Origin of the sequence: Verrucosispora sp. TAA-831, from assembly GCF_050780145.1 — a bacterium.
Classification (GTDB): Bacteria; Actinomycetota; Actinomycetes; order Mycobacteriales; family Micromonosporaceae; genus Micromonospora.
Window position 1 is genome coordinate 5,941,262 of record NZ_CP192240.1, and the last position, 26,360, is coordinate 5,967,621.

Sequence of the window (26,360 nt, forward strand, 5' to 3'; positions counted from 1 at the left end):
ATCAACCCTATGTCGATCGCCCGACCTCCCACACCGGCTCCGGCGTCTCCACCACCTCACCGTCACCGCGGAACAGCAGGAAGCGGTCGAAGGTCCGGGTGAACCAGCGGTCGTGGGTGACCGCCAGCACCGTGCCGGAGAACGCGGCCAACCCGGCCTCCAACGCCTCGGCCGAGGCCAGGTCGAGGTTGTCCGTCGGCTCGTCGAGCAACAGCAGGGTCGCCCCGGACAGCTCCAGCAGCAGCACCAGGAAACGGGCCTGCTGGCCGCCGGAGAGCGTGCCGAAGCGCTGGTCGCCCTGCCCGGCCAGCTCGTACCGGCTGAGCGCGGCCATCGCGGCGTGCCGGTCCATGCCGGCACGGTGCTCGTCGCCCCGCCACAGGATCTCGGCCAGCGTCTTCGCCATCAGCTCCGGCCGGTCGTGGGTCTGCGAGAAGTGCCCGGGGCGCACCCGCGCGCCGAGTCGGGCCGTCCCGTCGTGTGCCACCGGCGCGAGCGCCGCCGCCCCGTCGACCGGGCCGTTGGCCGGATCCGGGTCGGTGCCCCCGCGCGCCAGCAGCCGCAGGAAGTGGGACTTGCCGGTGCCGTTGGCGCCCAGCACCGCCACCCGGTCGCCGTACCAGACCTCCAGGTCGAACGGGTAGGTCAGGCCGTCGATCTCAAGCTGTTCGCAGATCAGTGCCCGCTTGCCGGTCCGGCCGCCGGCCAGCCGCATCCGGATGTCCTGGTCCTTCGGCGGTACGGGCGGCGGCCCGGCCTCCTCGAACTTGCGCAACCGGGTCTGCGCCGACTGGTACCGGGAGGCCATGTCCGAGTTGTACGCCGCCTTCTGCTTGTACATCAGCATCTGCTCGCGCAGCTTGTGGTGCTCCTCGTCCCACCGTTTGCGCAGCTCGTCGAGGCGGGCGTGGCGCGCCACCCGGGCCTCGTGCCAACTGGCGAAGCCGCCCGGATGCACCCAGGCGCTGCCGCCCTCCACCGCGACCACCCGGTCGGCGGTGTGCGCCAGCAACTCCCGGTCGTGCGAGACGTAGAGCACCGACTTGGCGGACTCCCGCAGCCGCGCCTCCAGCCAGCGCTTGCCGGGCACGTCGAGGAAGTTGTCCGGCTCGTCGAGCAGCAGCACCTCCTCCGGGCCGCGCAGCAGCAGTTCGAGCGCGAACCGCTTCTGCTGTCCACCGGAGAGAGTGCGGACCGGCCGCTGTCGGGCGGTGTCCCAGGGCAGGTCGAGCACGATGGTGGCGACGGTGTCGAAGAGGACCTCGGCGTCGTACCCGCCGGTCTCGCCCCAGGCGGCCAGCGCGTCCGCGTACGCGAGCTGTGCCTTGCCCGCCACCGTGCTGTACTTGCCGCGAAGCTCGGCCGCGCGCATGGCCGCCTCGGTCTCGGCCAGCCGGCGTCCGGCCTCACGCAGCGGCGGCGGGGCCAGGGACAGAGCCAGGTCGGCCAGCGTCGACTCGTCGCCGATCATGCCGATGAACTGGCGCATCACGCCCAGGCCACCGGCCCGCGCGATGGTGCCGGTACGCACCGGCAGGTCACCGGCGACCATCCGCAGCAGGGTGGTCTTGCCGGCGCCGTTCGGGCCGACCAGCGCCACCTTGGCACCCTCACCGACCCGGAACGACACGTCGGTGAAGAGATCCCGCCCGTCCGGCAGTACGTGTCCGACCGCTGCCACGTCGACGTATCCCACGCCGGCATCCTGCCGGAGCCGGGCCGGACGGCCAACCGATTAGTCGCCCGCGAGCGGTCAGCGGGTGACGCGCAGCACCCGGAAGCCCTTCTGGCTGGCGTGCCGCTCGACCCGCCAGTCCTGCTCGACCAGCCAACGGTGCAGCGAGTCGCCGCCGAGGTGGCGGGCCACCACCAGCCAGGCCACCCCGTCCGGGGCCAGTCGCGGCAGCCAGCGGCCGAGCAACTGGTGCAGGTCCTCCTTGCCGATCCGGATCGGCGGGTTGGACCAGATCTGCGCGAAGTGGAGGTCGGCCGGTACGTCCTCGGGGGCGGCCACCCGTACCCGGTCCGCGACGCCGAGCCGCTGCGCGTTGCCGGCGGTCAGCTCCCGGGCCCGCGCGTTGACGTCCACCGCCCAGACCGTCGCCTCGGGCGCGACGCTGGCCAGGACGCAGGCGATCGGTCCGAACCCGGAGCCGAGGTCGAGCAGCGGCCCGGTGGCCGACGTCGGTAGTTCGGCCTTGCGCAGCAGCACGGCGGTGCCGGGGTCCAGCCGGGTGGCCGAAAAGACCCCGCCCGCCGACGCCAGGGCGTAGTCGCGGCCGGCGACGCTGAACTGCACCTCGCGCGCCTGGGCGGGCGTGCTCGGTTCGGCGGTGAAGTAGTGGTCCCCGGTCACGCCGGCCATTCTCGCACCGGGCCGGAACCGACCCGGCCGTCGGGAGTGGCCTGCGCCGCCAGCACATCCGGCAAAATGCCCACTAATGGGGTAAAAATCCTTACTCTGGTCACCATGTACCGGTACGACTCTGATGAGGACGCATACCTCCAGTACGGCGACGACGACGCCGAGGGGATGCCGGCCGGCGACGCCCGCCGCCCGGGTGGCCCCTCGCCGTCGCGCTTCCCCACACCGTCGCTGACGCGCCCCAACCAGATCCTGCTGCCCTCGACGGCAGCGGCCCCCGACGCGGATCCCGCGCCCGAGTTGGCCGCGCCACCGGCGCCGATCGGCCCACAGGAGCCCTACCCAACGGAGGCGTACCCACCGGAGCCTTATCCGCCGGAGCCCGACCTGGTCCTCCCCTCCGGGGTGTACGCGTCGAGCACCGCGACGGCGACGCAGACCTCCCTCACCGGGTACGAGCCGACCACCGCCGCGCCACCGTCCACACCGGTGAGCCCGCCGCCGCCACGCACCGGCGGCAACCGCACCTGGCAGGTGCTGATCGGCGGTGCCGCCGCGCTCGTGCTGCTCGGGCTCTGCGGCCTCACCGCCGGGGCGCTGATGGACGGTGGGCAGTTCATCGGTCAACAGGCGGCGCCCACCTCCGAGCAGCAGGACACCCAGGACACCGAGCCCGCCGCCAGCGACCTGGACTCCCGGGACACCGACTCCGCGCCGCTGACCGCGCGCGAGGTCTTCCCGGGCAGCACCCTGACGGTCGACGGCAGAGACACCGGCTACGAGGTGCTGCGGACGCAATCGAGCGCGAGCTGCGCGGTCGCGGCCACCGGCGAGGTCGCCGAGTCCCTGACCCTGCTCGGCTGCAACCAGGTGGTGCGGGCAACCCTGCGCACCCCCGACGGCGAACACCTGGTCACCACCGGCCTGTTCAACCTGACCGACCGCTCCAGCGCGGAACGGGCCCGGGACCGCATCCGGCAGGCGCTCGACGCACGACAGGGCCGGTTCCGGGGCATGTCGGCCGGCGACGGGACCGACGTCATCACCTCCGCGCCCGCCCGGGTGGGCTGGCAGGTACGCGGTCACTACCTCGCCTACGCGGTGGTGGCCCGGACGGACGGGGCAGCCGTCCGCTCCGCCGACACCACGGTCCGCGAGGTCCTCTTCGACATGCTGGAGATGCATCTCAGCCGGGACGTGCTGGAACGGCGGGCAGCCGGCGGTACGGCCACGCAGCCGAGCCCGACGCCCACCGACGACACCGGCGACCAGGACCCCGACACCGGAAACTGAGCAGGCCGCTCAGGCCCCGGCGGGCACCCGGAGCTGTCGGGTGGCCTCGGCCCGGCGGGCGTACTCGGCCGGATCGTCGGGATAGCCGACCGCCACCAGGGTCAGCCCGTGCGCCGGCGCCACCGTCACCTCGCTGGACCGCTCCCGCCGGGTGAGCAGGCCCGCCGGCCACTCGACCGGTCGACGCCCGTCCCCGGCGACCAGCATCGCGCCGACCAGGCTGCGCACCATCGCCTGGCAGAACGCGTCGGCCTGCACGGTGGCGACCAGGATGCCGTCGGCCTCGCGTCGCCAGTCCAGGCGGGTCACCTCCCGCAGCGTGGTGGCGTTCTCCTTGCGCCGGCAGTACGCGGCGAAGTCGTGCTCCCCCACCAACCCGGCCGCCGCTGCACCGAGCAGGTCGACGTCGAGCGCGCGGGGCCAGGCCAGGATCTCGTGCCGGCGCAACGGTTCGGCACCCCAGGGCGCGTCGGTCACCCGGTACTCGTAGCGCCGGAAGGTCGCCGAGAAGCGGGCGTCGAAGCTTCCCGGCACCACGCCCATCGCGCGCACCCGCACGTCACCCGGCAGCAGTCGGGCCAGCCGACGCAGCAGGCGGCCCTCGTGCGCCCGCCACACCTCGCCGGGCACGTCGACGTGGCAGACCTGCCCGCTGGCGTGCACCCCGGCGTCGGTGCGTCCGGCGACCGTCAGCCCGGCCGCGACACCCGCCCCGAGCACCAGGTCCAGCGCCTCGACCAGCACACCGGCGACGGTGCGCCGCTCCGGCTGGGCGGCCCACCCCGAGAAGCCGGTCCCGTCGTACGCGACGTCCAGCCGCAGCCGGGTGCGCTCGTCCACGTCGTACCTCCTCGACGAGTCGGGCCCGGCACCCCCGTGGGGGATGCCGGGCCCGACGACGGCCTGACTCAGGCCTTGCCTTCCTCGGTGGCCAGGTCGCTGTCCTCGCGGGCAGCGGCGGTGTCACCGGATGCCGACACCGGCGCCTCGGCGTCCTGGTCGCCCGACCGGTTCGCCGGGGCCTCGTCGGCCGGGGCCAACGCCTCGACCTTGTCCTGCTGCGCGGCCTTGCGGGCGGCGGTCTTCTGGTTCGCCTTCGGCTCGGCGACCTGAAGCTCCTCGACCAGCTCGATGATCGCCATCGGCGCGGCGTCACCCTTGCGCGGACCGGTCTTCACGATCCGGGTGTAGCCGCCGGGCCGGTTGGCGTACCGCGGCGCGATCTGGTCGAACAGGGCGTAGACCACGTCCTTGTCCTTGACCACGGTCAGCACCCGCCGACGCGACGCCAGGTCGCCCCGCTTGGCCTTGGTGATCAGCTGCTCGGCGAGCGGACGCAGCCGCCGGGCCTTGGTCTCGGTGGTCTTGATCTTGCCGTGCTGGAACAGCGCGGTGGCCAGGTTGGCCAGCATCAGCCGCTCGTGCGCGGGGCTGCCGCCGAGGCGGGGGCCCTTGGTGGGCGTGGGCATGCTTGGTGCTCCTCAGGTGTGGCGGCAGCGCGGACTAGAGCTGCTCGGTCTCGCGGTAGTCGTCGGTGTCGTAGTCGGCCTCGCCGAAGGTGTCCACGACATGCGCCGGGTCGAAGTTCGGAGCCGAGTCCTTCAGCCCCAGACCCATTCCGGCGAGCTTCATCTTGACCTCGTCGATCGACTTCTGGCCGAAGTTGCGGATGTCGAGGAGGTCGGCCTCGGTACGCCCGATGAGCTCACCAACGGAGTTGATGCCCTCGCGCTTGAGGCAGTTGTAGGAGCGGACGGTCAGGTCCAGCTCCTCGATCGGCAGTGCCAGGTCCGCCGCCAGTTGCGCGTCCTGCGGCGACGGGCCGATGTCGATGCCCTCCGCCGTCTCGTCCAGCTCCCGGGCCAGCCCGAACAGCTCCACCAGCGTCGAACCGGCCGAGGCCAGTGCGGTACGCGGGCCCATCGACGGCTTGGTCTCGACGTCGATGATCAGCCGGTCGAAGTCGGTCCGCTGCTCGACACGGGTCGCCTCGACCCGGTACGTCACCTTGAGCACCGGCGAGTAGATCGAGTCGACCGGGATCCGGCCGATCTCGGCACCCGCCTGCTTGTTCTGCGCCGCCGTGACGTAGCCCCGACCCCGCTCGACGGTCAGCTCCATGTCGAGCCGGCCCTTGCCGTTGAGGGTGGCGAGCTTCAGGTCCGGGTTGTGCACCGAGACACCGGCCGGGGGCTGGATGTCACCGGCGGTCACGTCGCCCGGGCCCTGCTTGCGCAGGTACATGCTGACCGGCTCGTCGTGCTCGGAGCTGACGCAGAGCTCCTTGATGTTCATGACGAGCTCGACCACGTCCTCCTTGACCCCGGGGATCGTGGTGAACTCGTGCAGCACACCATCGATCTTGATCGAGGTGACCGCCGCACCGGGGATGGACGACAGCAGCGTACGCCGCAGCGAGTTGCCCAGGGTGTAGCCGAAGCCCGGCTCCAGCGGCTCGATGGTGAACCGGGACCGGGTCTCGTTGATCGACTCTTCGGAGAGAGACGGTCGCTGGCTGATGAGCATGTTTTCTCTTCTCTTCCGGGACGCCCGCTATATGACGTCCACGACACAACGTGTTCCGGTGGCCCGCCCGTCGCCGGGCGGGCCACCGCAACGAGCCCTTACTTGGAGTAGAGCTCGACGATCAGCTGCTCCTGGACCTGGGTGTCGATCACCTGGCGGGCCGGGAGCGAGTGCACGAGCACCTTCATCTGGCTCGGGATGGCCTCAAGCCACGCCGGAACCGTCTTGGAGCCGGCCTCGGCCTGCGCCACGATGAACGGGGTGAGCTCCTTGCTCTTCACCCGAACCTCGATGATGTCGTGCTCCTTGACGCGGTACGACGGGATGTCGACCTTCTTGCCGTTCACCGTGAAGTGACCGTGCTTGACCAGCTGGCGGGCCATGTCCCGGGACTTGGCGTAGCCGGCCCGGTAGACCACGTTGTCCAGCCGCGACTCGAGGATCTGCAGGAGGACCTCACCGGTCTTGGCCTGCTTGGCCACGGCCTCCTCGTAGTAACCGCGGAACTGCTTCTCCAGCACGCCGTAGACCCGGCGAGCCTTCTGCTTCTCACGGAGCTGGAGCAGGTACTCCGTCTCCTTGGTCCGACCGCGGCCGTGCTGCCCGGGCGGGAACGGCCGGGACTCGAACGGGCACTTCGGACCATCGCACTTGCTGCCCTTGAGGAACAGCTTCATCTTCTCCCGCCGGCAACGGCGGCAGTCAGCACCGGTGTAACGAGCCATCTCTCTCTAACCTCTCAGACCCGACGACGCTTCGGCGGACGGCACCCGTTGTGCGGCTGCGGGGTGACGTCGGAGATCTGCCCGACCTCCAGACCCACCGCCTGCAGCGAACGGATGGCGGTCTCCCGGCCGGAGCCGGGTCCCTTGACGAACACGTCGACCTTGCGCATGCCGTGCTCCATGGCCCGACGCGCGGCGGCCTCGGCGGCCAACTGCGCGGCGAACGGAGTCGACTTGCGCGAGCCCTTGAAGCCGACCTGGCCGGCGGAGGCCCACGAGATGACGGCACCGGTCGGGTCCGTGATGGACACGATGGTGTTGTTGAAGGTGCTCTTGATGTGCGCCTGCCCGTGGGCGACGTTCTTGCGTTCCTTGCGCCGGACCTTCTTGACTGCGGCTCCGGCACGAGCCTTCGGTGGCATAAGTCTGTGCGCTCCTGTTTGGGTTCTCGATCGGGTTCCGGTCTCTCGCCCCGCTACTTCCGTAGACACCGGCTCCGGTGGGAGTCCGGCCGACCTCGGCGGAGAAGGACCAGAATTCCGGTTTAAGAACTACTACTTCTTGCCGGGCTTCTTCTTGCCGGCGACCGTCCGCTTCGGGCCCTTGCGGGTACGCGCGTTCGTGCGGGTCCGCTGGCCACGGACGGGCAGTCCCCGGCGGTGCCGGATACCCGCGTAGCAGCCGATCTCGACCTTGCGGCGGATGTCAGCGGCGACCTCGCGGCGCAGGTCGCCTTCTACCTTGTAGTTGGCCTCGATGTGGTCACGGAGCTGGACCAGCTCCTCGTCCGTGAGGTCCCGGGCGCGCTTGTCCGGCGAGATGCCGGTGGCGGCGAGCGTCTCCAGTGCGCGGGTACGACCCACGCCGAAGATGTAGGTGAGCGCAATCTCCAGCCGCTTCTCGCGGGGGAGATCCACGCCGACTAGACGTGCCATCTGCGGGCGTACTCCTTGTGGTTTTCTGCCGGAGGTGTGGTCCCGTCCCACCCCGCTACGCGGCCGTCCCGTCTTTCCGGCGCGAAACACGCCGGCGACCGGGATCGGTCGCTGCCCGAGCGGGCCCCGGCCTCCGACCGGGGGTCAACCACGAGAAAGTACGCGCTGCGCACCGCCCGCGGCTGGGACGAGCATGTGTGATGTGTGGGCTGGTTCAGCCCTGGCGCTGCTTGTGGCGCGGGTCGGTGCAGATCACCATGACCCGGCCGTGCCGGCGGATAACCCGGCACTTGTTGCAGATCCTCTTGACGCTCGGCTTGACCTTCACGGTTGCCTTACTTCCCATCTGGCCCGGCGCCACGAGGCGCGACACCGGACGTCGAAGACGGACACGGGACGATTTCCGGCCGCCGTCAGGCTTACTTGTAGCGGTAGACGATGCGCCCGCGAGTCAGGTCGTACGGCGAGAGCTCGACGACGACCCGGTCCTCCGGCAGGATGCGGATGTAGTGCTGCCGCATCTTGCCGCTGATGTGAGCCAGCACCTTGTGGCCGTTGGCGAGCTCCACCCGGAACATGGCGTTCGGCAGGGGCTCGATGACCCGACCTTCGATCTCGATGGCTCCGTCTTTTTTCGGCATGTCCTCCGCTGTCCTGACGTCGGTTACTCCGGACGGCCCACAACGTCTTACACGGGTGACTGATCAAGATCAGATTTCCCGCGCCAGCCGCGGCTCCGCGTCCCACCGAAGCGCTGGTGGGCATGGCGGAGTGGACGCTGTGCGCCGATCAGAAAGTGTACGCCCGCCTGCACGCCGCCGCCAAACCGACCGGCCAGAGTACGCCCACGAGGTGGACAAACCCGGCTTTCAGCCCGCCGCGTCGCGCTCCGCACGGCGCATCCCGCCGGTGGCCTCCGGCTCGGCGCGCGTACCGCCACCCGCCTCCGCGCCCAGCTCCTCGGCGCGCAGGTCCGCCCCGGCCGACTCGGGCACCGCGTCCGGCCCGGTGTCGGTGCTAAGCCGGTTCCGCCCCGCGCCCGGCTCGGTGAATCCGGTCGCCGTGGCGGCGATCTCGCCGGGCTGCTCGTCGACGAGCGCTGCCCGCTCCCGCTTGCGGGCCTTCTTCTCTTTCCGCCGCTGCCGGCGGCGTTCCTGCTGCGCCGCCCACCGCTGCGGCTCCCCGGTGCTCAACCCGGTGACGGTACGCACCACCTGCACCGCGCCCCACGGTCCAGCGACCCAGATGGGCCAGAAGTAGACCAGATCGCGGGCGGCGAACGAGGTGACCGCCCAGATCGCGACGACGATGCCGACGGTCTTGAGCCACGGCTCCCACACGTCGACGAGCCAGCGGACGGTCACCCCACGCCCGCCGTCGGGCAGCACCGGCGCATCCGGCTCCTGCCGCGCCGGCAGCGCCCCAGGCAGGTCACCCGTCAGAGCGTCCAGTTCCGCGTACGTCCGTGCCGCGTAGGCGCGCTGCAACCGGTCGTCGTACTCGTGCAGGTCGAGCCGGCCCTCGTCGAGCGCCTCGCGGAGCCGTTCGGCGACGGCCTGCCGGTCGGAGTTCGCTGCCCGCATCCCGTCCCGCCCGTCCATGTCGGCAAGCATGCCATCGTGCCGCCAGTCCGGCTAACCGACGTCGTACGGCCGCCCGCCGTCACGCCGGAGCCGACTCGACCACCCCGCCTCCAATCACGGAGAGTGAGCACAGGGCTCCGGTGGTGTCGAACGTCACACGACCGACGACCGGACAGAGCCGCCCAGAGAGCCGACGGCGCGGCCGATCGCCGAGCGTCGGTGGGCTCAGCCGGCCGAGGAGTCGGCGGGCTGGCGGGCGGTGACCAGATCACCGAGGCGGGCCCGGCCGCCGTCCCGGGCGGTCAGCACCCAGACCCCGTCCGGGAGCAGCGCCATGGTGTGCTCGACGTGCGCCGCGCGGGACCCGTCCCGGGTCACCACGGTCCAACCGTCGGCCAGTTCGGCGGTACGCGGCGAACCCATGGTGATCATGGGCTCGATGGCCAGCGCCATGCCCTGCACCAGACGCGGCCCCTTGCCCGGACGCCCGTGGTTGAGTACGTGCGGGTCCTGATGCATCTCGGTGCCGATGCCGTGGCCGCCGTAGCCGTCGACGATGCCGTACCGGCCGCCCTTGCGGACCGCGTTCTCCACCGCGTGGGAGATGTCGGTCAGTCGGCCCTTGCCGCTGGCCGCGCCCCGGGCGGCGGCGGCGATACCGGCCCACATCGCGTCCTCGGCGACCGTCGCCATCCGCAGCAGCGCGGGGTCGACCTCCCCCACCCCGACGGTGATGGCGGCGTCGCCGTGCCAACCGTCGAGCACCGCACCGCAGTCGATCGAGATCAGGTCGCCCTCGGCGAGCACCTGGTCCGGCGACGGGATCGCGTGCACGATCTGCTCGTTCACCGACGAGCAGATCGACGCCGGGAAGCCGTGGTAGCCCTTGAACGAGGGGACGCCACCGGCCTCGCGGATGGTCGACTCGGCGATCGCGTCCAGGTCGGCGGTGCTCACCCCAGGCGCCACCGCCTCGCGCATCCGGTGTAACGCCTCGGCGACCACCAGCCCGGCGGCACGCATCTTCTCGATCTGCTCGGGGGTCTTCAGCTGGATGTCCAGCTGGGGACGACGCATCGGGGCGCTACCTTTCGTTGCCGAACCAGCGGGGCACGCCGGACGTACCCCGCTGTTCGCACTCTATCCGGCCGGCGACTACGCCGATCTCAGCCGCCGTAGGACCGCAGGGCGTCGATCGCGCGGACCGTGACGTCCTCCACCGGACCGGTGGCGTCGATCCCGACCAGCTTGCCCTGGGCACCGTAGTAGTCCACCAGCGGCGCGGTCTTCTCCGCGTACTCGCGCAGGCGAGCGGCGATCGTCTCCGGCTTGTCGTCGTCGCGCTGGAACAGCTCGGCACCGCACCGGTCGCAGATGCCGTCCCGACTGGTCGGGTCGAACTCGACGTGCCAGATCTTGCCGCAGCCCCGGCAGGTACGCCGGCCGGAGAGCCGGCGGATCACCTCGTCGTCGTCGACCACCAGCTCCAGGACGACGTCCAGCGCGGTGCCGAGGTCGGCCAGGAGCTTGTCCAGCGCGGCGGCCTGCGGAGTGGTCCGCGGGAAGCCGTCGAGCAGGAAGCCCTCGGACGCGTCCGGCTCGGCGAGACGATCCCGCACCATGTTGATGGTGACCTCGTCCGGCACCAACTTGCCGGCGTCCATGTAGCGCTTGGCCTCGACCCCGAGCGGGGTGCCCTGCGACACGTTGGCGCGGAAGATGTCACCGGTCGAGATCTTCGGCACGGAGACGTGCGCGGCGATGAACTCCGCCTGCGTTCCCTTGCCCGCCCCGGGTGGGCCAACCAGAACCAGTCTCATCTACCGCAGGAACCCTTCGTAGTTCCGCTGCATCAGTTGGCTCTCGATCTGCTTGCTGGTCTCCAGAGCCACACCGACCATGATCAGTACAGCGGTACCGCCGAACGGGAAGTTGAGGTACTGCTGCCGGTCCAGCCAGATGAAGAAGAAGTTCGGCAGGATCGAGATGATCGCGAGGTACAGCGCCCCCGGCAGCGTGATCCGGCTCAGGATGAAGTCCAGGTAGTCGGCGGTCGGCTTGCCGGGGCGGATGCCCGGCACGAAGCCGCCGTACTTCTTCATGTTGTCCGCGACCTCGGTCGGGTTGAACGTGATCGACACGTAGAAGTACGTGAAGAAGATGATCAGCAGGAAGTAGACCGAGATGTAGATCGGGCTGGTCGGGTCGACCAGGTTGTTCTGGATCCACGCCTGCGTCTGACCCGGGTCGTTCTGGTCGAAGAACTGCAGCGCCAACTGCGGCAGGTAGAGCAGCGACGAGCCGAAGATGACCGGGATGACACCCGCCTGGTTGACCTTCAACGGGATGTAGGTCGACGTGCCGCCGTACATCCGCCGGCCGATCATGCGCTTGGCGTACTGCACCGGGATCCGGCGCTGCGCCTGCTCGATGAAGGTGACCGCGGTGATGACCACCAGGACCAGGGCGATGACGAGGAAGAACTTGGCCCAGCCCTGGCTCTCCTTGATCCGCCAGCCCTCGCTGGGGAGGCGGGCGGCGATCGAGGTGAAGATCAGCACCGACATGCCGTTGCCGACGCCACGGTCGGTGATCAGCTCGCCCAGCCACATGACCACACCGGTACCGGCGGTCATCGTCATCACCAGGATGGACAGGGTCAGCCAGTCCGGGATGCCGGTGCCCTCGGGGATGATCGGGAACTGGTCGCACTGGTTGTTGAAGAGCTGTCCGGAGCGGGCCAGTGCCACGAACGCGGACGCCTGCAGGACACCCAGCCCCAGGGTCAGGTAGCGGGTGTACTGGGTGATCTTCGCCTGGCCGGCCTGGCCCTCCTTGCGGAGCTGCTCGAGCCGCGGGATCACCACTGTCAGAAGCTGCAAGATGATCGACGCGGTGATGTAGGGCATGATGCCCAACGCGAAGACCGAGAGCTGGAGCAGCGCACCACCGGAGAAGAGGTCGAGCAGGTTCAGGACCCCGGTCGAGCCGTCGATGGTGTCGAGGCACTGCTGGACGTTGCCGTACGACACGCCTGGGCTGGGCAGCGTCGCGCCGAGCCGGTAGATCGCGATGATGCCTACTGTGAACAGCAGCTTCTTGCGCAGGTCAGGCGTACGGAACGCACTGAGAAAGGCGGACAGCAACTTCTTCCTCCTGCGCGAGGCGGGCCGCCGGTCGTCCCTGGCGGTTTGGGGTGGGTGCCGGGCAGGTGCCCGATATCCATGGCTGGGAAGGGACTCTAACAGCCCGATCCCCGTCCGGGCAGATGTGCCCGGCTACATAAACCGAATCCGATGTTACCGGGCGCACAGGCCCTGTGGAGACCATGGCGCCCGCCAGCTTCGATCAACTGGCGGGCGCCATCGCTCGTACCTGCTTACAGCTCGGTGGCCGAACCACCGGCGGCAGCGATCTTCTCCTTGGCCGACGCGCTGAACGCGTGCGCCGAGACCTGGAGCGACACGTTGCCGAGGTCCCCGGTGCCGAGGACCTTGACCGGGTGACCCTTGCGGACCGCACCGGCCTCGACCAGCTCGGCCGGGCCGACCTGACCACCGTTGGGGAACAGTTCGGCCAGGCGGTCCAGGTTGACCACCTGGAAGACCACCTTGAACTTGTTCTTGAAGCCCTTCAGCTTCGGCAGGCGCATGTGGATGGGCATCTGCCCACCCTCGAACGCCGCCGGGATGTTCTTCCGGGCCTTCGAACCCTTGGTACCGCGACCGGCGGTCTTGCCCTTGGAGCCCTCACCGCGACCCACCCGGGTCTTCGCGGTCTTGGCCCCCGGCGCCGGGCGCAGGTGATGGACCTTGATCGTCATTACTCGACCTCCTCGACCTTCACGAGGTGGCTCACCTTGAAGATCATGCCGCGAATCTCGGGCCGGTCCTCCTTGACCACCACGTCGTTGATCCGCTTGAGACCGAGCGACCGCAGCGACTCACGCTGGTTGTGCTTGGTCCCGATGTCGGACCGGAGCTGGGTGACCTTCAGACGTGCCATCAGGAGGCCACCTCCGCCCGCGAGGCGAGCATGGCGGCCGGAGCGACGTCCTCCACCGGCAGGCCCCGACGCGCCGCGACAGCCTCCGGGGACTCCAGCCCCTTCAGGGCCGCCACGGTGGCGTGCACGATGTTGATCGGGTTCGACGAGCCGAGGCTCTTGGAGAGCACGTCGTGGATGCCCGCGCACTCCAGCACGGCACGGACCGGACCACCGGCGATGACACCCGTACCGGCCGAGGCCGGCTTGAGCAGCACCACACCGGCGGCGTCCTCGCCCGTGACCGGGTGCGGGATCGAGGAACCGATCCGCGGCACCTTGAAGAAGTGCTTCTTGGCCTCCTCGACACCCTTGGCGATCGCCGCGGGCACCTCCTTGGCCTTTCCGTAGCCCACGCCCACGGTGCCGTCGCCGTCGCCGACGATCACGAGGGCGGTGAAGCTGAAGCGACGACCACCCTTCACGACCTTGGCGACGCGGTTGATCGCGACGACCCGCTCGAGGTGCGGGGTCTTCTCGGCGGGCGCGTTTCCGCGGCCGCCCTCACGGCGGTTGTCGCGGCGACCACCCTCGTTGCCACCGGACCCGCCGCCACGGCGCTGTTGACCTGGCATCAGCAGCCTTCCTTCTCTCTCGTGACGGGGATTGTCAGAACTCGAGCCCGGCTTCGCGGGCGGCGTCGGCAAGCGCGGCGACCCGCCCCGCGTACCGGTTGCCACCGCGGTCGAAGACGACCTTGGAGACGCCGGCGGCCTTGGCCCGCTCGGCGAGCAGGGAGCCGACCTTGCCGGCCAGGGCGCTCTTGTCGCCCTCGGTACCGCGCACCGAGGCGTCCAGCGTCGAGGCCGACGCCAGGGTGTGCCCCTTGGTGTCGTCCACGATCTGGGCCACGATGTGCCGCAGCGAACGGGTGACCACCAGGCGCGGACGCTCGGCGGTGCCACTGACGTGCTTGCGGACCCGGAAGTGCCGACGCGCACGCCCGACGGCACGCTTGGCGGCGACGCCGCGGCGGCGCTTGAGCAGCGTGGCGCTCACTTCTTACCTGCCTTTCTCACGGCCTCGCGGCCGGCGGATGACCTCGCCCTGGTGTCAGCGAACGCGGTCACTTCTTGCCCGCCTTACCAGCCTTGCGACGGATGACCTCGCCCTGGTACTTCACGCCCTTGCCCTTGTAGGGCTCCGGCGGGCGGATCTTCCGGATGTTGGCGGCGACCTCACCGACGAGCTGCTTGTCGATACCGGCCACGTGGAACAGCGTCGGCCGCTCCACCGTGAAGGTGATGCCCTCGGGCGCCTGCACCTGCACCGGGTGCGAGAACCCGAGTGCGAACTCCAGGTCCTTGCCCTTGGCGGTGACCCGGTAACCGGTGCCGGCGATCTCCAGGCTCTTGCGGTAGCCCTCGGTGACCCCGACGATCATGTTGGCGACCAGGGTACGGCTCAGGCCGTGCAGTTCCTTGGCCTTGCGCTCGTCGTTCGGGCGGTTGACGCTCAGTTGCCCGTCCTCGGCCCGCTCGATCGTGATCGGCGCGGCCAGGGTGTGCGACAGCTCGCCCTTGGGGCCCTTGACCTTGACGGTCTGGCCGTCGATCGTCACGTCGACGCCGGAGGGCACCGGGATCGACTTACGTCCAATTCGCGACATTTCTACCTGTCTCCCGTTACCAGACGAAGGCGAGGACTTCCCCGCCAACGCTCCGCTTGCGGGCCTGCCGGTCGGTGAGCAGCCCCTGGGACGTCGAAATGATCGCCACGCCCAGCCCACCGAGCACCCGCGGGAGCCCGTCCGACTTGGCGTACACCCGCAGACCGGGCTTGGAGACGCGCTTGATACCGGCCAGGCTCCGCTCCCGGTTCTGGCCGTACTTCAGCTCGACGACCAGTCGCTTGCCGACGGCGCCCTCTTCGGGCTCCTCGACCGCCCAGGTGGCGATGTAACCCTCGGACTTGAGGACCTCGGCGATGTTGGCCTTGATCTTCGAGTAGGGCATCGTCACCCGGTCGTGGTACGCCTGGTTGGCGTTACGCAGACGCGTGAGCATGTCTGCGATCGGGTCGGTCATCGTCATGAAAACTCGTCAACCTTTCTCGCCGGGGTTCCCGCGACTCGCGCAGGCCTACGGCGAAGAGACAGTCCAGCAGATGCGCCGAAGCGCGCCGGGCTATTACCAGGAAGCCTTGGACACGCCGGGCAGCTCACCGCGGTGGGCCATCTCCCGGATGCACACCCGGCAGAGACCGAACTTGCGGTAGACCGCCTTGGGACGCCCGCACCGCTGGCAGCGGGTGTACGCGCGAACCGAGAACTTCGGCTTCGCGGCCGCCTTGAGGATCAGCGCCTTCTTGGCCATCTCAGTTCTCCTTGAACGGGAAGCCCAGGAGCTTCAGCAGCGCCCGGCCCTCGTCGTCGGTCGTGGCGGTGGTCACCACCGTGATGTCCATGCCCCGCTGGCGATCGATCTTGTCCTGGTCGATCTCGTGGAACACCGACTGCTCGGTCAGACCGAACGTGTAGTTGCCGTGCCCGTCGAGCTTGCGCCCGTCCAGGCCGCGGAAGTCACGGATACGCGGCAGCGCGATGGAGAGCAGCCGGTCCAGGAACTCCCACATCCGGTCGCCGCGCAGGGTCACCTTCGCGCCGATCGGCATGCCCTCGCGGAGCTTGAACTGCGCGATGGACTTCGTCGCCCGCCGGACCTGCGGCTTCTGGCCGGTGATGGTGGCCAGGTCGCGGACCGCGCCGTCGATGAGCTTGGCGTCCCGAGCGGCCTCGCCGACACCCATGTTCACGACGATCTTGACCAGTCGCGGCACCTGCATCGGGTTGCCGTACTCGTGCTGCTCGCGCAGTTGGGCCACGATCTCGTTGCGGTACCGCTCCTTGAGGCGCGGCATGGTCTTGGTTTCGGTAGCCGTGGTCATCACAGGTCCTTACCAGTGCTACGCGCGACGCGGACCTTCTGGCCGTTGTCGTCGATCCGGTAACCGACGCGGGTCGGCTTGCCGTCGGAGTCCACGACCATCACGTTCGAGACGTGGATCGGGGCCTCCTGAGTGACGATGCCACCGGTCTTGGCGCCACGCTGAGTGGTGCTGATGCGGGTGTGCTTCTTGACCCGGTTCACGCCCTCGACCAGGACCTTGTCCTGCCGCGGGTAGGCCGCGATGACCTTGCCCTTGGCACCCTTGTCCTTGCCGGCGATGACGACGACCGTGTCGCCCTTCTTGACCTTCACGGTCACAACACCTCCGGCGCGAGAGAAATGATCTTCATGAACCGCTTGTCCCGCAGCTCACGACCGACCGGGCCGAAAATACGGGTACCGCGCGGGTCCCCACCGTCCTTGATGATGACGGCGGCGTTCTCGTCGAAGCGGATGTACGACCCGTCCGGCCGCCGCCGCTCCTTGGCGGTACGGACGATGACGGCCTTGACCACGTCGCCCTTCTTGACACCGGCACCCGGGATCGCGTCCTTGACGGTCGCCACGATGACGTCGCCGATGCTCGCGTAGCGCCGACCGGAGCCACCGAGAACCCGGATGCACAGGATCTCCCGGGCACCCGTGTTGTCGGCGACGCGCAGTCGCGACTCCTGCTGAATCACGTCTATCTCCTATGTCTGCCGGTTCTCCGGCCGCCGGGGCGGCCGGAGCCTGGCGGAACCTGCGCCCGACCGATCTCGGCCGAGCTCGAGCCTTCGCTACTTGGCCTTCTCGAGGATCTCCACGATTCGCCACCGCTTGGTGGCGGACAGCGGCCGGGTCTCCATGATCAGGACGCGGTCGCCGATACCGGCGGAGTTCTGCTCGTCGTGGACCTTCAGCTTGCTGGTACGGCGCATGATCTTGCCGTACAGCGCGTGCTTGACCCGGTCCTCGACCTCGACCACGACGGTCTTGTCCATCTTGTCGCTGACCACGAGGCCCTCGCGGACCTTCCGGCGGCCACGCTGCTGGGTGGCGGTCGTGTTCTCGCTCATGAAGCAGTCACCTCAGTCGGCGCGGCCGAGAGCCCCAGCTCGCGCTCACGCATGATCGTGTAGATCCGGGCGATCTCCCGACGGATGACCTGCAACCGCCGGTTGTTGTCCAGCTGACCGGTCGCGGCCTGCACGCGGAGGTTGAACAGCTCCGCCTTGGCCTCACGCAGCTTCGTGACCAGCTCCTCCTCGGAGAGCTCACGCAGCTCGGAGGCCTTAACGCCCGCTGCCATCAGGATTCACCCACTTCGCGCGTCACAATTCGGCACTTCATCGGGAGCTTGTGGATCGCGCGGCGCATCGCCTCTCGCGCGATCTGCTCGTTGGGGAAGGACATCTCGAAGAGGACCCGCCCCGGCTTGACGTTGGCGACCCACCACTCCGGCGAACCCTTACCGGAACCCATCCGGGTTTCGGCCGGCTTCTTGGTGAGGGCCTGGTCCGGGAAGATGGTGATCCAGACCTTGCCGCCACGCTTGATGTGGCGGGTCATCGCGATACGCGCCGACTCGATCTGCCGGTTGGTCACGTACGCCGGCTCGAGAGCCTGGATCCCGAACTCGCCGAACACCACCCGGTTGCCGCCCTTGGACGCGCCACTGCGGTCCGGGTGGTGCGGCTTGCGGAAGCCCTTCGGGGGCTTGCGCGGCATCAGCATCTGTCAGCCCTCCTGCTGCGTTTCTGCCGCGGCGGCGACGGCGGACGCGTCCACCGGCTCGCCACTCGGCGTCTCGGCCTGCTGCGCGACGGTCGTCGCGGCAGCGCGGCCGGCCTCGGTGCCACCGGAGGTCGTGCCGGACGAACCGGACCGACCACGACGCGGCCGCTCGGGGCGGTCACCGCGCTCCCGGCGCGGGCGCGACGGAGCCTCGGTCGGGGTCTCCCGACCCGGCACCGCGTCACCCTTGTAGATCCAGACCTTCACGCCGATGCGGCCGAAGGTGGTACGGGCCTCGAAGAAGCCGTACTCGATGTTGGCCCGCAGCGTGTGCAGCGGAACCCGACCCTCGCGGTAGAACTCCGTGCGGCTCATCTCGGCGCCACCGAGGCGGCCCGAGACCTGCACCCGGATGCCCTTGCACATCGGGTTCTTCATCGCCGACTGCATCGCCTTGCGCATCGCCCGGCGGAAGCTGACCCGGCTGGAGAGCTGCTCGGCGACGCCCTGGGCGACCAGCTGCGCGTCCGACTCGGGGTTCTTCACCTCGATGATGTTGAGCTGCACCTGCTTGCCGGTGAGCTTCTCGAGCTCGCCGCGGATCCGGTCGGCCTCCGCACCCTTACGGCCGATGACGATGCCCGGCCGGGCGGTGTGGATGTCGACGCGGACCCGGTCGCGGGTGCGCTCGATGTCGACCTTGGAAATGCCGGCGCGCTCCAGGCCCTTGGACATCATCCGGCGGATCTTGACGTCCTCGCCGATGTAGTCCTTGTAGAGCTTGTCCGCGAACCAGCGGGACTTCCAGTCGGTCGAGATGCCGAGCCGGAACCCGTGCGGGTGAACCTTCTGACCCATTACTCGGCGCCCTCCGTGTTGCTCTGCGTCTCGGCCGGCTCGGTCTGCTTGGCCGGGGCCGACTTCTTCGCCGACTTCTTCGGCGCGGCCGGCGCGACCGCCTCGACCGCCACCGTGATGTGGCAGGTGCGCTTGCGGATCCGGTACGCCCGGCCCTGGGCCCGCGGCTGGAACCGCTTCATGGTCGGGCCCTCGTCCACGAACGCCTCGCTGACGAGCAACGCGTCGGGGTCCAGCCGCTCGTTGTTCTCCGCGTTGGCGATCGCGCTCGCGAGCACCTTGTACACCTGCTCGCTCGCCGCCTGCGGCGCGAACTGCAGCACCGTGAGCGCCTCCTTCGCGGGCAGGCCGCGGACGAGGTTGACCACCCGGCGCGCCTTCATCGGCGAGATGCGCACGTGTCGCGCAATCGCCCGCGCGCCCGGAAGCACCGGAGCGTCGCCCTTTCCTGGCATCGCTGTAACCCCTTGATCCTCTATCCGTATGCCCGCGGCGTCAGCGCCGGCGGCTCTTCCGGTCGTCCTTCTCGTGACCCTTGAACGTGCGGGTCAACGCGAACTCGCCGAGCTTGTGCCCGACCATGGCCTCGGTCACGAACACGGGGACGTGCTTACGTCCGTCGTGCACCGCGATCGTGTGCCCGAGCATGTCCGGGATGATCGTGGAGCGGCGCGACCAGGTCTTGATGACGTTCTTCGAGCCCTTCTCGTTCTGCGTCTCCACCTTCTTGAGCAGGTGGTCGTCGATGAACGGGCCCTTCTTCAGGCTGCGAGGCATGTCTTATCTCCCTCAGCCGCGCTTACGCGTGGCGTAGCGGCGGCGGACGATCAGCCGGTCACTCGGCTGGCCCTTACGACGGGTGCGGCCCTCGGGCTTACCCTGCGGGTTGACCGGGTGGCGACCACCGGAGGTCTTGCCCTCGCCACCACCGTGCGGGTGGTCGACCGGGTTCATGGCCACACCACGGACGGTCGGGCGCTTGCCCTTCCAGCGCATCCGGCCGGCCTTGCCCCAGTTGATGTTTGACTGGTCGGCGTTGCCGATCTCGCCGACGCTGGCGCGGCAGCGCACGTCGACGCGGCGGATCTCACCCGACGGCATACGCAGGGTCGCGTACGCGCCCTCACGGCCGAGGAGCTGGATGCCGACGCCGGCCGAGCGGGCCAGCTTGGCACCGCCACCCGGACGCAGCTCCACGTTGTGGATCGTGGTACCGACCGGGATGTTGCGCAGCGGGAGGTTGTTGCCGGGCTTGATGTCCGCGCCCGGGCCCGACTCCACCGCGTCGCCCTGCTTCAGGTCCTTCGGCGCGAGGATGTACCGCTTCTCGCCGTCGGCGTAGTGCAGCAGCGCGATCCGCGCCGTGCGGTTGGGGTCGTACTCGATGTGCGCGACCTTGGCCGGCACGCCGTCCTTGTCGACCCGCTTGAAGTCGATCAGCCGGTACTGGCGCTTGTGGCCGCCGCCCTGGTGCCGGGCGGTGATCCGCCCGTGGGCGTTCCGGCCACCCTTCTTCGGCAGCGGGGCCAACAGCGACTTCTCGGGCGTCGACCGGGTGATCTCGGCGAAGTCGGCGACGCTCGAGCCACGCCGGCCCGGCGTCGTCGGCTTGTACTTACGGATAGCCATTGTCTACACCCCTCAGCTGACCGGGCCGCCGAAGGCCTCGATGCGGTCTCCCTCAGCCAGCTTCACCATCGCCCGCTTGGTGTCCTTGCGCTTGCCGAACCCGGTACGGGTCCGCTTGCGCTTGCCCTCGCGATTGAGCGTGTTGACCGTCAGGACGCGGACGTTGAAGATCTGCTCGATGGCGATCTTGATCGCGGTCTTGTTCGCGTCCGGGTGCACCAGGAAGGTGTACCAGTTCCGGTTCAGCTCGCTGTAGCTCTTCTCCGAGACGACCGGCGCCACGATGATGTCGCGCGGGTCGGCGATCGTGCTCACTTGCCACCCTCCTCGGTGGTCTCGGCGGGAACGCCCAGGAACTCGTCCAGGGCCTCCTTGGTGAAGACCACGTCGTCGGCCACCAACACGTCGTACGTGTTGAGCTGGCCGGCCTCGATCAGGTGCACCCGCGACTCGTTGCGCAGCGACACCCAGTTCAGCTCGTCGGTGCTGCTCAGCACGACCAGCACCCGACGGGCCTCGGTCAGCTTGGCGAGCGTGGCCAGCGCGGCCTTGGTCGACGGCTTCTCGCCCGAGACGAACGCCTCGACGACGTGCACCTGTCCGGCGCGCGCCCGGTCGGAGAGGGCGCCACGCAGCGCGGCGGCCTTCATCTTCTTCGGGGTGCGCTGGCTGTAGTCGCGCGGCACCGGGCCGTGCACCACGCCACCGCCGGCGAACTGCGGCGCCCGGATCGAGCCCTGACGGGCCCGACCGGTGCCCTTCTGCTTGTACGGCTTCTTGCCGCCGCCGGCGACCTCACCGCGGGTCTTGGTCTTGTGGGTGCCCTGCCGGGCCGCCGCCAGCTGCGCCACCACGACCTGGTGCATCAGCGGGACGTTGGCCTGCACGTCGAAGATGTCGGCGGGCAGCTCGACCGAGCCGCTCTTGGCGCCTTCGGTGTTCAGGACGTCAACGGTGGTCACTTGGCCACACCGCCCTTCTTCGCCTTGGTCTTGGCCGCGGTGCGAACCAGGACCAGCGCGCCCTTCGGGCCGGGGATGGCGCCGCGGACGAGCAGGAGGTTGTTCTCGGTGTCGACCGCCTGGACGGTCAGGTTCTGCACGGTGTAGCGCACGCCACCCATGCGGCCCGCCATCCGGGTGCCCTTGAAGACGCGACCCGGGGTGGCGCAGGCGCCGATGGAGCCCGGGGAGCGGTGCTTGCGCTCGACACCGTGGCTGGCGCGCAGACCGTGGAAGCCGTGCCGCTTCATCGGGCCGGCGTAGCCCTTGCCCTTGGTCTTGCCGGTGACGTCGATGGAGACGCCGACCGGGAACTCCTCGACCGTGATCTCCTGGCCGAGCGAGTAGTCGCCGGCGTCGGCGGTGCGCAGCTCGACGATGTGCCGGCGCGGCGCCACGTCGGCCTTGGCGTAGTGCCCGCGGAGCGGCTTCTTGGCCTTGCGCGGGTCGATCGTCCCGTACGCCAGCTGGACCGCGGAGTAACCGTCCTTGTCGGCGTCACGAACCTGGGTGATGACGCAGGGGCCGGCCTGAACCACGGTCACCGGGACAACCTTGTTGTTGTCCCAGACCTGGGTCATGCCGAGCTTCGCGCCCAGGATCCCCTTAACTTGCCTGTCCATGTGTCCGGTCCCTACAGCTTGATCTCGATGTCGACGCCAGCCGGCAGGTCGAGGCGCATGAGCGAGTCGACCGTCTTCGGGGTCGGGTCGATGATGTCGATCAGCCGCTTGTGCGTACGCATCTCGAAGTGCTCGCGCGAGTCCTTGTACTTGTGCGGCGAGCGGATGACGCAGAAACGGTTGATCTCCGTGGGCAGCGGCACCGGGCCAGCGACCTGCGCCCCGGTACGCGTCACCGTCTCGACGATCTTCCGCGCCGAGGAGTCGACGACCTCGTGGTCATAGGCCTTGAGCCGGATGCGGATCTTCTGTCCCGCCATGGTGGCTTCTGTTCCTTCTCTCGATGCCGCTGTGTTGCGGGTGCCTGTACCGGCTGGTACAGGCCCTCTTCGCCCACCCCCGCGGTCGGGCGTGTCGCGCCCTGTGGCCAGGCTCCGCCCCGAGATTCCGGAGCGATCCTGACCGCGGTGGGTCCAGGCGCCGATCGCGCTACCCGCGACCTGAACGCCGCGCGAGGGTGGTTGGCGGCCGGGCCGCCAACCACCCCACGCCCGACTGTTCTGCCTACCCGGAGGTTCGGCGTGAGCCGAACACAGGCAGCGAACTGTCGTTACGCAACCTGACTAGTATGCCGCACGACCGGCGGCGGGTCTAATCGGGGTTACCCAGCTCACTTGATGATCTTGGTGACGCGACCCGCGCCGACCGTACGGCCACCCTCCCGGATCGCGAACTTGAGGTTGTCCTCCATCGCGATGGGCTGGATCAGCTTCACGGTCATCGTGGTGTTGTCGCCAGGCATGACCATCTCGGTGCCCTCGGGGAGGGTGACGACACCGGTGACGTCCGTGGTCCGGAAGTAGAACTGCGGACGGTAGTTCTGGAAGAACGGGGTGTGCCGGCCACCCTCCTCCTTGGAGAGGATGTAGACGGTCGCCTCGAACTCCGTGTGCGGGGTGCTGGTGCCCGGCTTGACGACCACCATGCCGCGCTCGACGTCCTCGCGCTTGATGCCGCGCAGCAGCAGACCGACGTTCTCGCCCGCGCGAGCCTCGTCGAGCAGCTTGCGGAACATCTCGATGCCGGTGCAGGTGGTCTTCATCGACTTCTCACGGATGCCGACGATCTCCACCTCCTCGTTCGGCTTGAGGATGCCGCGCTCCGCGCGACCGGTGACGACGGTGCCACGACCGGTGATCGTGAAGACGTCCTCGATCGGCATCAGGAACGGCTTCTCGGTCTCGCGCTCCGGCTGCGGGATCGCGGTGTCGACGGCGTTCATCAGCTCCAGGAGCCGGCCGGTCCACTCCGGGTCGCCCTCAAGCGCCTTGAGCGCCGAGACCCGCACGACCGGCAGGTCGTCACCCGGGTACTCCTGCGCCGAGAGCAGCTCACGGACCTCGAGCTCGACGAGCTCCAGCAGCTCCTCGTCGTCGACCATGTCGCTCTTGTTGAGCGCCACGACGATGTACGGCACGCCGACCTGGCGGGCCAGCAGCACGTGCTCGCGGGTCTGCGGCATCGGGCCGTCGGTCGCCGCGACCACCAGGATCGCGCCGTCCATCTGGGCGGCACCGGTGATCATGTTCTTGATGTAGTCGGCGTGACCGGGGCAGTCGACGTGCGCGTAGTGCCGCGCCTCGGTCTGGTACTCGACGTGCGCGATCGAGATCGTGATGCCGCGGGCCTTCTCCTCCGGCGCCTTGTCGATCTCGTCGAACGGCGTGTACGGGTTCAGGTCCGGGTACTGGTCGTGCAGGACCTTGGTGATGGCCGCCGTCAGCGTCGTCTTACCGTGGTCGATGTGACCAATGGTGCCGATGTTGACGTGCGGCTTAGTCCGCTCGAACTTCGCCTTCGCCACTGGTGTCCTCCTGTGGACTTCTTGGTTCGTTCGCCCCGGTGCGCCAGGTCGGCGCTTAGGACTCTGTCGACAGCCTTTCCGACCTGACGGCCGGAGAGCTTTGTGGGTTCTGCGGCGATGAAGCCTACAGGCCCGGAATTCACACAATCCGACCGAGGTGGTCGCAGTCGGGGAATCCTCCCGCGACCACCCCGGATCAGCTCAGGTGAGCGTCACTCACCCGTCGCCTTGGCGATGATCTCCTTGGCGACCGAGGCCGGAACCTCGGCGTAGGAGTCGAACTGCATGCTGTAGCTAGCCCGGCCCTGGGTCTTCGACCGCAGGTCGCCGACGTAGCCGAACATCTCCGACAACGGCACCAGAGCACGGACGACGCGGGCGCCGCTGCGCTCCTCCATCGCCTGAATGATGCCGCGGCGGGAGTTGAGGTCGCCGATGACGTCACCCATGTTCTCCTCGGGAGTGGTGACCTCAACAGCCATCATCGGCTCGAGCAGTGCGGGGTCGGCCTTGCGGGCCGCCTCCTTCATCACCATCGAGCCGGCGATCTTGAACGCCATTTCCGACGAGTCGACCTCGTGGTACTGGCCGTCCAGCAGCGTGAGCTTGATGCCCACCAGCGGGAAGCCGGCGAGGATGCCGTACTGCATGGCGTCCTGCGCACCCGCGTCCACCGACGGGATGAACTCCCGGGGGATGCGGCCACCGGTGACGCCGTTGGCGAACTCGTAGGTCGGGGCGTCGTTGCCCAGCGGCAGCGGCTCCAGGCTGATGATCACCCGGGCGTACTGGCCGGAACCACCGGTCTGCTTCTTGTGGGTGTACTCGACCTTGTCCACCTTGCGGCGGATGGTCTCGCGGTACGCCACCTGCGGCTTACCGATGTTCGCCTCGACGTTGAACTCGCGGCGCATCCGGTCGACCAGGATGTCCAGGTGCAGCTCACCCATGCCGGAGATGACCGTCTGACCGGTCTGGTCGTCCAGCTTGACGCGGAAGGTCGGGTCCTCCTCGGCCAGCCGCTGGATCGCGGTGCTGAGCTTCTCCTGGTCGGCCTTGGTCTTCGGCTCGATGGCGACCTCGATGACCGGCTCCGGGAAGGTCATCGACTCCAGGATGACCGGGTTCGCCGGGTCGCACAGCGTGTCACCGGTGGTGGTCTGCTTCAGACCCTGCACCGCGATGATGTCGCCGGCCTGGGCCGAGCTGCGCTCTTCCCGCTTGTTGGCGTGCATCTGGTAGATCTTGCCGATCCGCTCCTTGCGGTCCTTGGTGGAGTTGACCACCTGGGAGCCGGACTCGAGCGTGCCGGAGTAGATCCGCACGTAGGTGAGCTTGCCGAGGTGCTTGTCCGTCTGGATCTTGAAGGCCAGACCGGAGAACGGCTCGGACACAGACGGCTTGCGCTGCATCGGGGTCTCACCGTCGGTCGCGGTGCCCTCGATCGCCGGGATGTCCAGCGGCGACGGCAGGTACGCGACGACCGCGTCCAGCATCGGCTGGATGCCCTTGTTCTTGAAGGCGGTGCCGGTGAGGACCGGGTTGGCCTTGCCGCCGATGGTGGCCCGACGGATGGCGGCCTTGATCTCCTCGACGGAGATCTCCTCGCCCTCCAGGTACTTCTCCATCACCGAGTCGTCGACGTCGGCCAGGGTCTCCATCAGCTTCTCGCGCCACTCGGCGGCGGAGTCGGCCAGCTCGGCCGGGATCTCCTCGACCGCGTAGTCCTCACCCTTCTGGGTCTCGCCACGCCAGGTGAGGGCGCGCATCTCGACCAGGTCGACCACGCCGATGAAGTCGCTCTCGGCGCCGATCGGGATCTGAAGCACCAGCGGGGTGGCGTTCAGCCGGTCGATCATCATCTGCACGCAGCGGAAGAAGTCCGCGCCGGTCCGGTCCAGCTTGTTGACGAAACACATCCGGGGGACGTTGTACTTGTCCGCCTGACGCCAGACGTTCTCCGTCTGCGGCTCCACGCCGGCCACGCCGTCGTAGACCGCGACCGCACCGTCCAGGACACGCAGCGACCGCTCCACCTCGACCGTGAAGTCGACGTGGCCGGGCGTGTCGATGATCTGGATCGTGTGGCCCTTCCACTCGCACTTCGTGGCGGCGGAGGTGATGGTGATACCGCGCTCCTGCTCCTGCTCCATCCAGTCCATGACGGCAGCGCCCTCGTGGACCTCACCGATCTTGTACGTGATACCGGTGTAGAACAGGATTCGCTCGGTGGTAGTGGTCTTACCGGCATCGATGTGCGCCATGATGCCGATATTGCGTACGTTGGCGAGCGCGTCTGCGGCGGCCACT

37 protein-coding genes and 1 pseudogene are annotated in these 26,360 nt (G+C 68.9%); 1 reads left to right on the forward strand and 37 read right to left on the reverse strand.

Features of this window, described 5'->3' with window-relative positions; genetic code table 11:
* Nucleotides 1-7 precede the first annotated feature (7 nt).
* Together ACQVFL_RS26360 and ACQVFL_RS26365 are read right to left on the reverse strand one after the other, a co-directional pair.
* The gene (locus ACQVFL_RS26360; RefSeq protein ID WP_431727821.1) at nucleotides 8-1,696 is read right to left on the reverse strand and encodes an ABC-F family ATP-binding cassette domain-containing protein; all 1,689 of its coding nucleotides are present in this window, start codon (nucleotides 1,694-1,696) and stop codon (nucleotides 8-10) included.
* 57 nt (nucleotides 1,697-1,753) lie between these two features.
* Complete coding sequence (locus ACQVFL_RS26365; protein ID WP_396690278.1) at nucleotides 1,754-2,356, reverse strand: class I SAM-dependent methyltransferase; 603 nt, start codon at nucleotides 2,354-2,356, stop codon at nucleotides 1,754-1,756.
* A gap of 114 nt (nucleotides 2,357-2,470) precedes the next feature.
* On the opposite strand from ACQVFL_RS26365, the gene ACQVFL_RS26370 reads away from it, so the two are divergent.
* A complete protein-coding gene (locus tag ACQVFL_RS26370; RefSeq protein WP_431727822.1) occupies nucleotides 2,471-3,658 on the forward strand; it encodes a hypothetical protein in 1,188 nt (395 codons plus the stop codon).
* A gap of 9 nt (nucleotides 3,659-3,667) precedes the next feature.
* Here ACQVFL_RS26370 and truA read toward each other — a convergent pair whose 3' ends face one another.
* From truA to fusA, 35 genes and pseudogenes are all read right to left on the reverse strand, one after another.
* On the reverse strand, nucleotides 3,668-4,498 hold the full coding sequence (truA, locus tag ACQVFL_RS26375) for a tRNA pseudouridine(38-40) synthase TruA (protein WP_431727823.1): 831 nt from the start codon (nucleotides 4,496-4,498) through the stop codon (nucleotides 3,668-3,670).
* 68 nt (nucleotides 4,499-4,566) lie between these two features.
* Nucleotides 4,567-5,127: a 50S ribosomal protein L17 gene (rplQ, locus tag ACQVFL_RS26380; protein WP_396690272.1), complete on the reverse strand. Its 561-nt coding sequence runs from the start codon at nucleotides 5,125-5,127 to the stop codon at nucleotides 4,567-4,569.
* 34 nt (nucleotides 5,128-5,161) lie between these two features.
* On the reverse strand, nucleotides 5,162-6,184 hold the full coding sequence (locus tag ACQVFL_RS26385) for a DNA-directed RNA polymerase subunit alpha (RefSeq protein ID WP_074472529.1): 1,023 nt from the start codon (nucleotides 6,182-6,184) through the stop codon (nucleotides 5,162-5,164).
* A 98-nt stretch (nucleotides 6,185-6,282) separates the two neighbouring features.
* Complete coding sequence (gene rpsD / locus ACQVFL_RS26390; RefSeq protein ID WP_350692864.1) at nucleotides 6,283-6,909, reverse strand: 30S ribosomal protein S4; 627 nt, start codon at nucleotides 6,907-6,909, stop codon at nucleotides 6,283-6,285.
* 14 nt (nucleotides 6,910-6,923) lie between these two features.
* Nucleotides 6,924-7,331, reverse strand: coding sequence for a 30S ribosomal protein S11 (rpsK, locus tag ACQVFL_RS26395; RefSeq protein ID WP_007073011.1), 408 nt, complete (start codon nucleotides 7,329-7,331; stop codon nucleotides 6,924-6,926).
* 132 nt (nucleotides 7,332-7,463) lie between these two features.
* Nucleotides 7,464-7,844: a 30S ribosomal protein S13 gene (gene rpsM, locus ACQVFL_RS26400; RefSeq protein WP_117226239.1), complete on the reverse strand. Its 381-nt coding sequence runs from the start codon at nucleotides 7,842-7,844 to the stop codon at nucleotides 7,464-7,466.
* A 214-nt stretch (nucleotides 7,845-8,058) separates the two neighbouring features.
* Nucleotides 8,059-8,172 carry a 50S ribosomal protein L36 gene (gene rpmJ, locus ACQVFL_RS26405; protein ID WP_012184307.1) on the reverse strand — a complete coding sequence of 38 codons (114 nt, stop codon included), beginning with the start codon at nucleotides 8,170-8,172 and terminating at the stop codon, nucleotides 8,059-8,061.
* Nucleotides 8,173-8,263: 91 nt separating this feature from the next.
* Nucleotides 8,264-8,485 carry a translation initiation factor IF-1 gene (infA, locus tag ACQVFL_RS26410; RefSeq protein WP_007073013.1) on the reverse strand — a complete coding sequence of 74 codons (222 nt, stop codon included), beginning with the start codon at nucleotides 8,483-8,485 and terminating at the stop codon, nucleotides 8,264-8,266.
* A 456-nt stretch (nucleotides 8,486-8,941) separates the two neighbouring features.
* Nucleotides 8,942-9,445, reverse strand: a pseudogene (locus ACQVFL_RS26415) (DUF1707 SHOCT-like domain-containing protein); the annotation flags it as partial.
* A gap of 207 nt (nucleotides 9,446-9,652) precedes the next feature.
* Nucleotides 9,653-10,504 (reverse strand): type I methionyl aminopeptidase, encoded by an 852-nt coding sequence (gene map, locus ACQVFL_RS26420; protein WP_396690267.1) that lies wholly within the window; start codon nucleotides 10,502-10,504, stop codon nucleotides 9,653-9,655.
* An 89-nt stretch (nucleotides 10,505-10,593) separates the two neighbouring features.
* Nucleotides 10,594-11,247 carry an adenylate kinase gene (locus tag ACQVFL_RS26425; RefSeq protein ID WP_117226242.1) on the reverse strand — a complete coding sequence of 218 codons (654 nt, stop codon included), beginning with the start codon at nucleotides 11,245-11,247 and terminating at the stop codon, nucleotides 10,594-10,596.
* On the reverse strand, nucleotides 11,248-12,573 hold the full coding sequence (gene secY / locus ACQVFL_RS26430; RefSeq protein ID WP_396690265.1) for a preprotein translocase subunit SecY: 1,326 nt from the start codon (nucleotides 12,571-12,573) through the stop codon (nucleotides 11,248-11,250).
* A 233-nt stretch (nucleotides 12,574-12,806) separates the two neighbouring features.
* Nucleotides 12,807-13,250: a 50S ribosomal protein L15 gene (rplO, locus tag ACQVFL_RS26435; RefSeq protein ID WP_396690263.1), complete on the reverse strand. Its 444-nt coding sequence runs from the start codon at nucleotides 13,248-13,250 to the stop codon at nucleotides 12,807-12,809.
* Nucleotides 13,250-13,432 carry a 50S ribosomal protein L30 gene (rpmD, locus tag ACQVFL_RS26440; protein WP_117226245.1) on the reverse strand — a complete coding sequence of 61 codons (183 nt, stop codon included), beginning with the start codon at nucleotides 13,430-13,432 and terminating at the stop codon, nucleotides 13,250-13,252. The genes rplO and rpmD overlap by 1 nt, the downstream gene beginning before the upstream one ends.
* The gene (gene rpsE, locus ACQVFL_RS26445; RefSeq protein WP_093403623.1) at nucleotides 13,432-14,046 is read right to left on the reverse strand and encodes a 30S ribosomal protein S5; all 615 of its coding nucleotides are present in this window, start codon (nucleotides 14,044-14,046) and stop codon (nucleotides 13,432-13,434) included. Before rpsE ends, rpmD begins: the two co-directional genes overlap by 1 nt.
* A 34-nt stretch (nucleotides 14,047-14,080) precedes the next feature.
* Entirely contained in the window at nucleotides 14,081-14,470 is a 390-nt protein-coding gene (gene rplR / locus ACQVFL_RS26450; RefSeq protein ID WP_396690260.1) for a 50S ribosomal protein L18, read from the reverse strand.
* Between the two features lie 67 nt (nucleotides 14,471-14,537).
* Entirely contained in the window at nucleotides 14,538-15,080 is a 543-nt protein-coding gene (gene rplF, locus ACQVFL_RS26455) for a 50S ribosomal protein L6 (protein ID WP_203997226.1), read from the reverse strand.
* Between the two features lie 16 nt (nucleotides 15,081-15,096).
* Nucleotides 15,097-15,504, reverse strand: coding sequence for a 30S ribosomal protein S8 (gene rpsH, locus ACQVFL_RS26460; RefSeq protein ID WP_093403619.1), 408 nt, complete (start codon nucleotides 15,502-15,504; stop codon nucleotides 15,097-15,099).
* Nucleotides 15,505-15,600: 96 nt separating this feature from the next.
* Nucleotides 15,601-15,786 (reverse strand): type Z 30S ribosomal protein S14, encoded by a 186-nt coding sequence (locus tag ACQVFL_RS26465; RefSeq protein ID WP_007073023.1) that lies wholly within the window; start codon nucleotides 15,784-15,786, stop codon nucleotides 15,601-15,603.
* Nucleotide 15,787: 1 nt separating this feature from the next.
* The gene (gene rplE, locus ACQVFL_RS26470; protein WP_350692874.1) at nucleotides 15,788-16,357 is read right to left on the reverse strand and encodes a 50S ribosomal protein L5; all 570 of its coding nucleotides are present in this window, start codon (nucleotides 16,355-16,357) and stop codon (nucleotides 15,788-15,790) included.
* Entirely contained in the window at nucleotides 16,357-16,677 is a 321-nt protein-coding gene (gene rplX, locus ACQVFL_RS26475) for a 50S ribosomal protein L24 (protein WP_350692876.1), read from the reverse strand. The genes rplE and rplX overlap by 1 nt, the downstream gene beginning before the upstream one ends.
* Nucleotides 16,674-17,042: a 50S ribosomal protein L14 gene (gene rplN, locus ACQVFL_RS26480; protein WP_023358185.1), complete on the reverse strand. Its 369-nt coding sequence runs from the start codon at nucleotides 17,040-17,042 to the stop codon at nucleotides 16,674-16,676. Before rplN ends, rplX begins: the two co-directional genes overlap by 4 nt.
* 96 nt (nucleotides 17,043-17,138) lie before the next feature.
* Nucleotides 17,139-17,417, reverse strand: coding sequence for a 30S ribosomal protein S17 (rpsQ, locus tag ACQVFL_RS26485; RefSeq protein ID WP_396690256.1), 279 nt, complete (start codon nucleotides 17,415-17,417; stop codon nucleotides 17,139-17,141).
* Nucleotides 17,414-17,650 (reverse strand): 50S ribosomal protein L29, encoded by a 237-nt coding sequence (gene rpmC / locus ACQVFL_RS26490; protein ID WP_007073028.1) that lies wholly within the window; start codon nucleotides 17,648-17,650, stop codon nucleotides 17,414-17,416. The genes rpsQ and rpmC overlap by 4 nt, the downstream gene beginning before the upstream one ends.
* On the reverse strand, nucleotides 17,650-18,075 hold the full coding sequence (gene rplP, locus ACQVFL_RS26495; protein ID WP_007465292.1) for a 50S ribosomal protein L16: 426 nt from the start codon (nucleotides 18,073-18,075) through the stop codon (nucleotides 17,650-17,652). Before rplP ends, rpmC begins: the two co-directional genes overlap by 1 nt.
* Nucleotides 18,076-18,078: 3 nt before the next feature.
* Nucleotides 18,079-18,933 carry a 30S ribosomal protein S3 gene (rpsC, locus tag ACQVFL_RS26500; RefSeq protein WP_131052671.1) on the reverse strand — a complete coding sequence of 285 codons (855 nt, stop codon included), beginning with the start codon at nucleotides 18,931-18,933 and terminating at the stop codon, nucleotides 18,079-18,081.
* On the reverse strand, nucleotides 18,933-19,388 hold the full coding sequence (gene rplV, locus ACQVFL_RS26505) for a 50S ribosomal protein L22 (protein WP_350692880.1): 456 nt from the start codon (nucleotides 19,386-19,388) through the stop codon (nucleotides 18,933-18,935). Before rplV ends, rpsC begins: the two co-directional genes overlap by 1 nt.
* 40 nt (nucleotides 19,389-19,428) lie before the next feature.
* Nucleotides 19,429-19,710 (reverse strand): 30S ribosomal protein S19, encoded by a 282-nt coding sequence (gene rpsS / locus ACQVFL_RS26510; RefSeq protein ID WP_067359615.1) that lies wholly within the window; start codon nucleotides 19,708-19,710, stop codon nucleotides 19,429-19,431.
* Nucleotides 19,711-19,722: 12 nt separating this feature from the next.
* Complete coding sequence (gene rplB, locus ACQVFL_RS26515) at nucleotides 19,723-20,562, reverse strand: 50S ribosomal protein L2 (RefSeq protein ID WP_117226254.1); 840 nt, start codon at nucleotides 20,560-20,562, stop codon at nucleotides 19,723-19,725.
* A gap of 12 nt (nucleotides 20,563-20,574) precedes the next feature.
* Entirely contained in the window at nucleotides 20,575-20,877 is a 303-nt protein-coding gene (gene rplW / locus ACQVFL_RS26520) for a 50S ribosomal protein L23 (protein WP_093403611.1), read from the reverse strand.
* A complete protein-coding gene (rplD, locus tag ACQVFL_RS26525; RefSeq protein WP_396690252.1) occupies nucleotides 20,874-21,524 on the reverse strand; it encodes a 50S ribosomal protein L4 in 651 nt (216 codons plus the stop codon). The genes rplW and rplD overlap by 4 nt, the downstream gene beginning before the upstream one ends.
* Nucleotides 21,521-22,186 (reverse strand): 50S ribosomal protein L3, encoded by a 666-nt coding sequence (rplC, locus tag ACQVFL_RS26530; protein ID WP_396690251.1) that lies wholly within the window; start codon nucleotides 22,184-22,186, stop codon nucleotides 21,521-21,523. The genes rplD and rplC overlap by 4 nt, the downstream gene beginning before the upstream one ends.
* Before the next feature lie 11 nt (nucleotides 22,187-22,197).
* Nucleotides 22,198-22,506, reverse strand: coding sequence for a 30S ribosomal protein S10 (gene rpsJ / locus ACQVFL_RS26535; protein WP_007073037.1), 309 nt, complete (start codon nucleotides 22,504-22,506; stop codon nucleotides 22,198-22,200).
* 350 nt (nucleotides 22,507-22,856) lie between these two features.
* Nucleotides 22,857-24,050, reverse strand: coding sequence for an elongation factor Tu (tuf, locus tag ACQVFL_RS26540; RefSeq protein WP_111215579.1), 1,194 nt, complete (start codon nucleotides 24,048-24,050; stop codon nucleotides 22,857-22,859).
* Between the two features lie 212 nt (nucleotides 24,051-24,262).
* Nucleotides 24,263-26,359, reverse strand: a complete 2,097-nt coding sequence (fusA, locus tag ACQVFL_RS26545; protein ID WP_396690249.1) for an elongation factor G — start codon at nucleotides 26,357-26,359, stop codon at nucleotides 24,263-24,265.
* Nucleotide 26,360 lies beyond the last annotated feature (1 nt).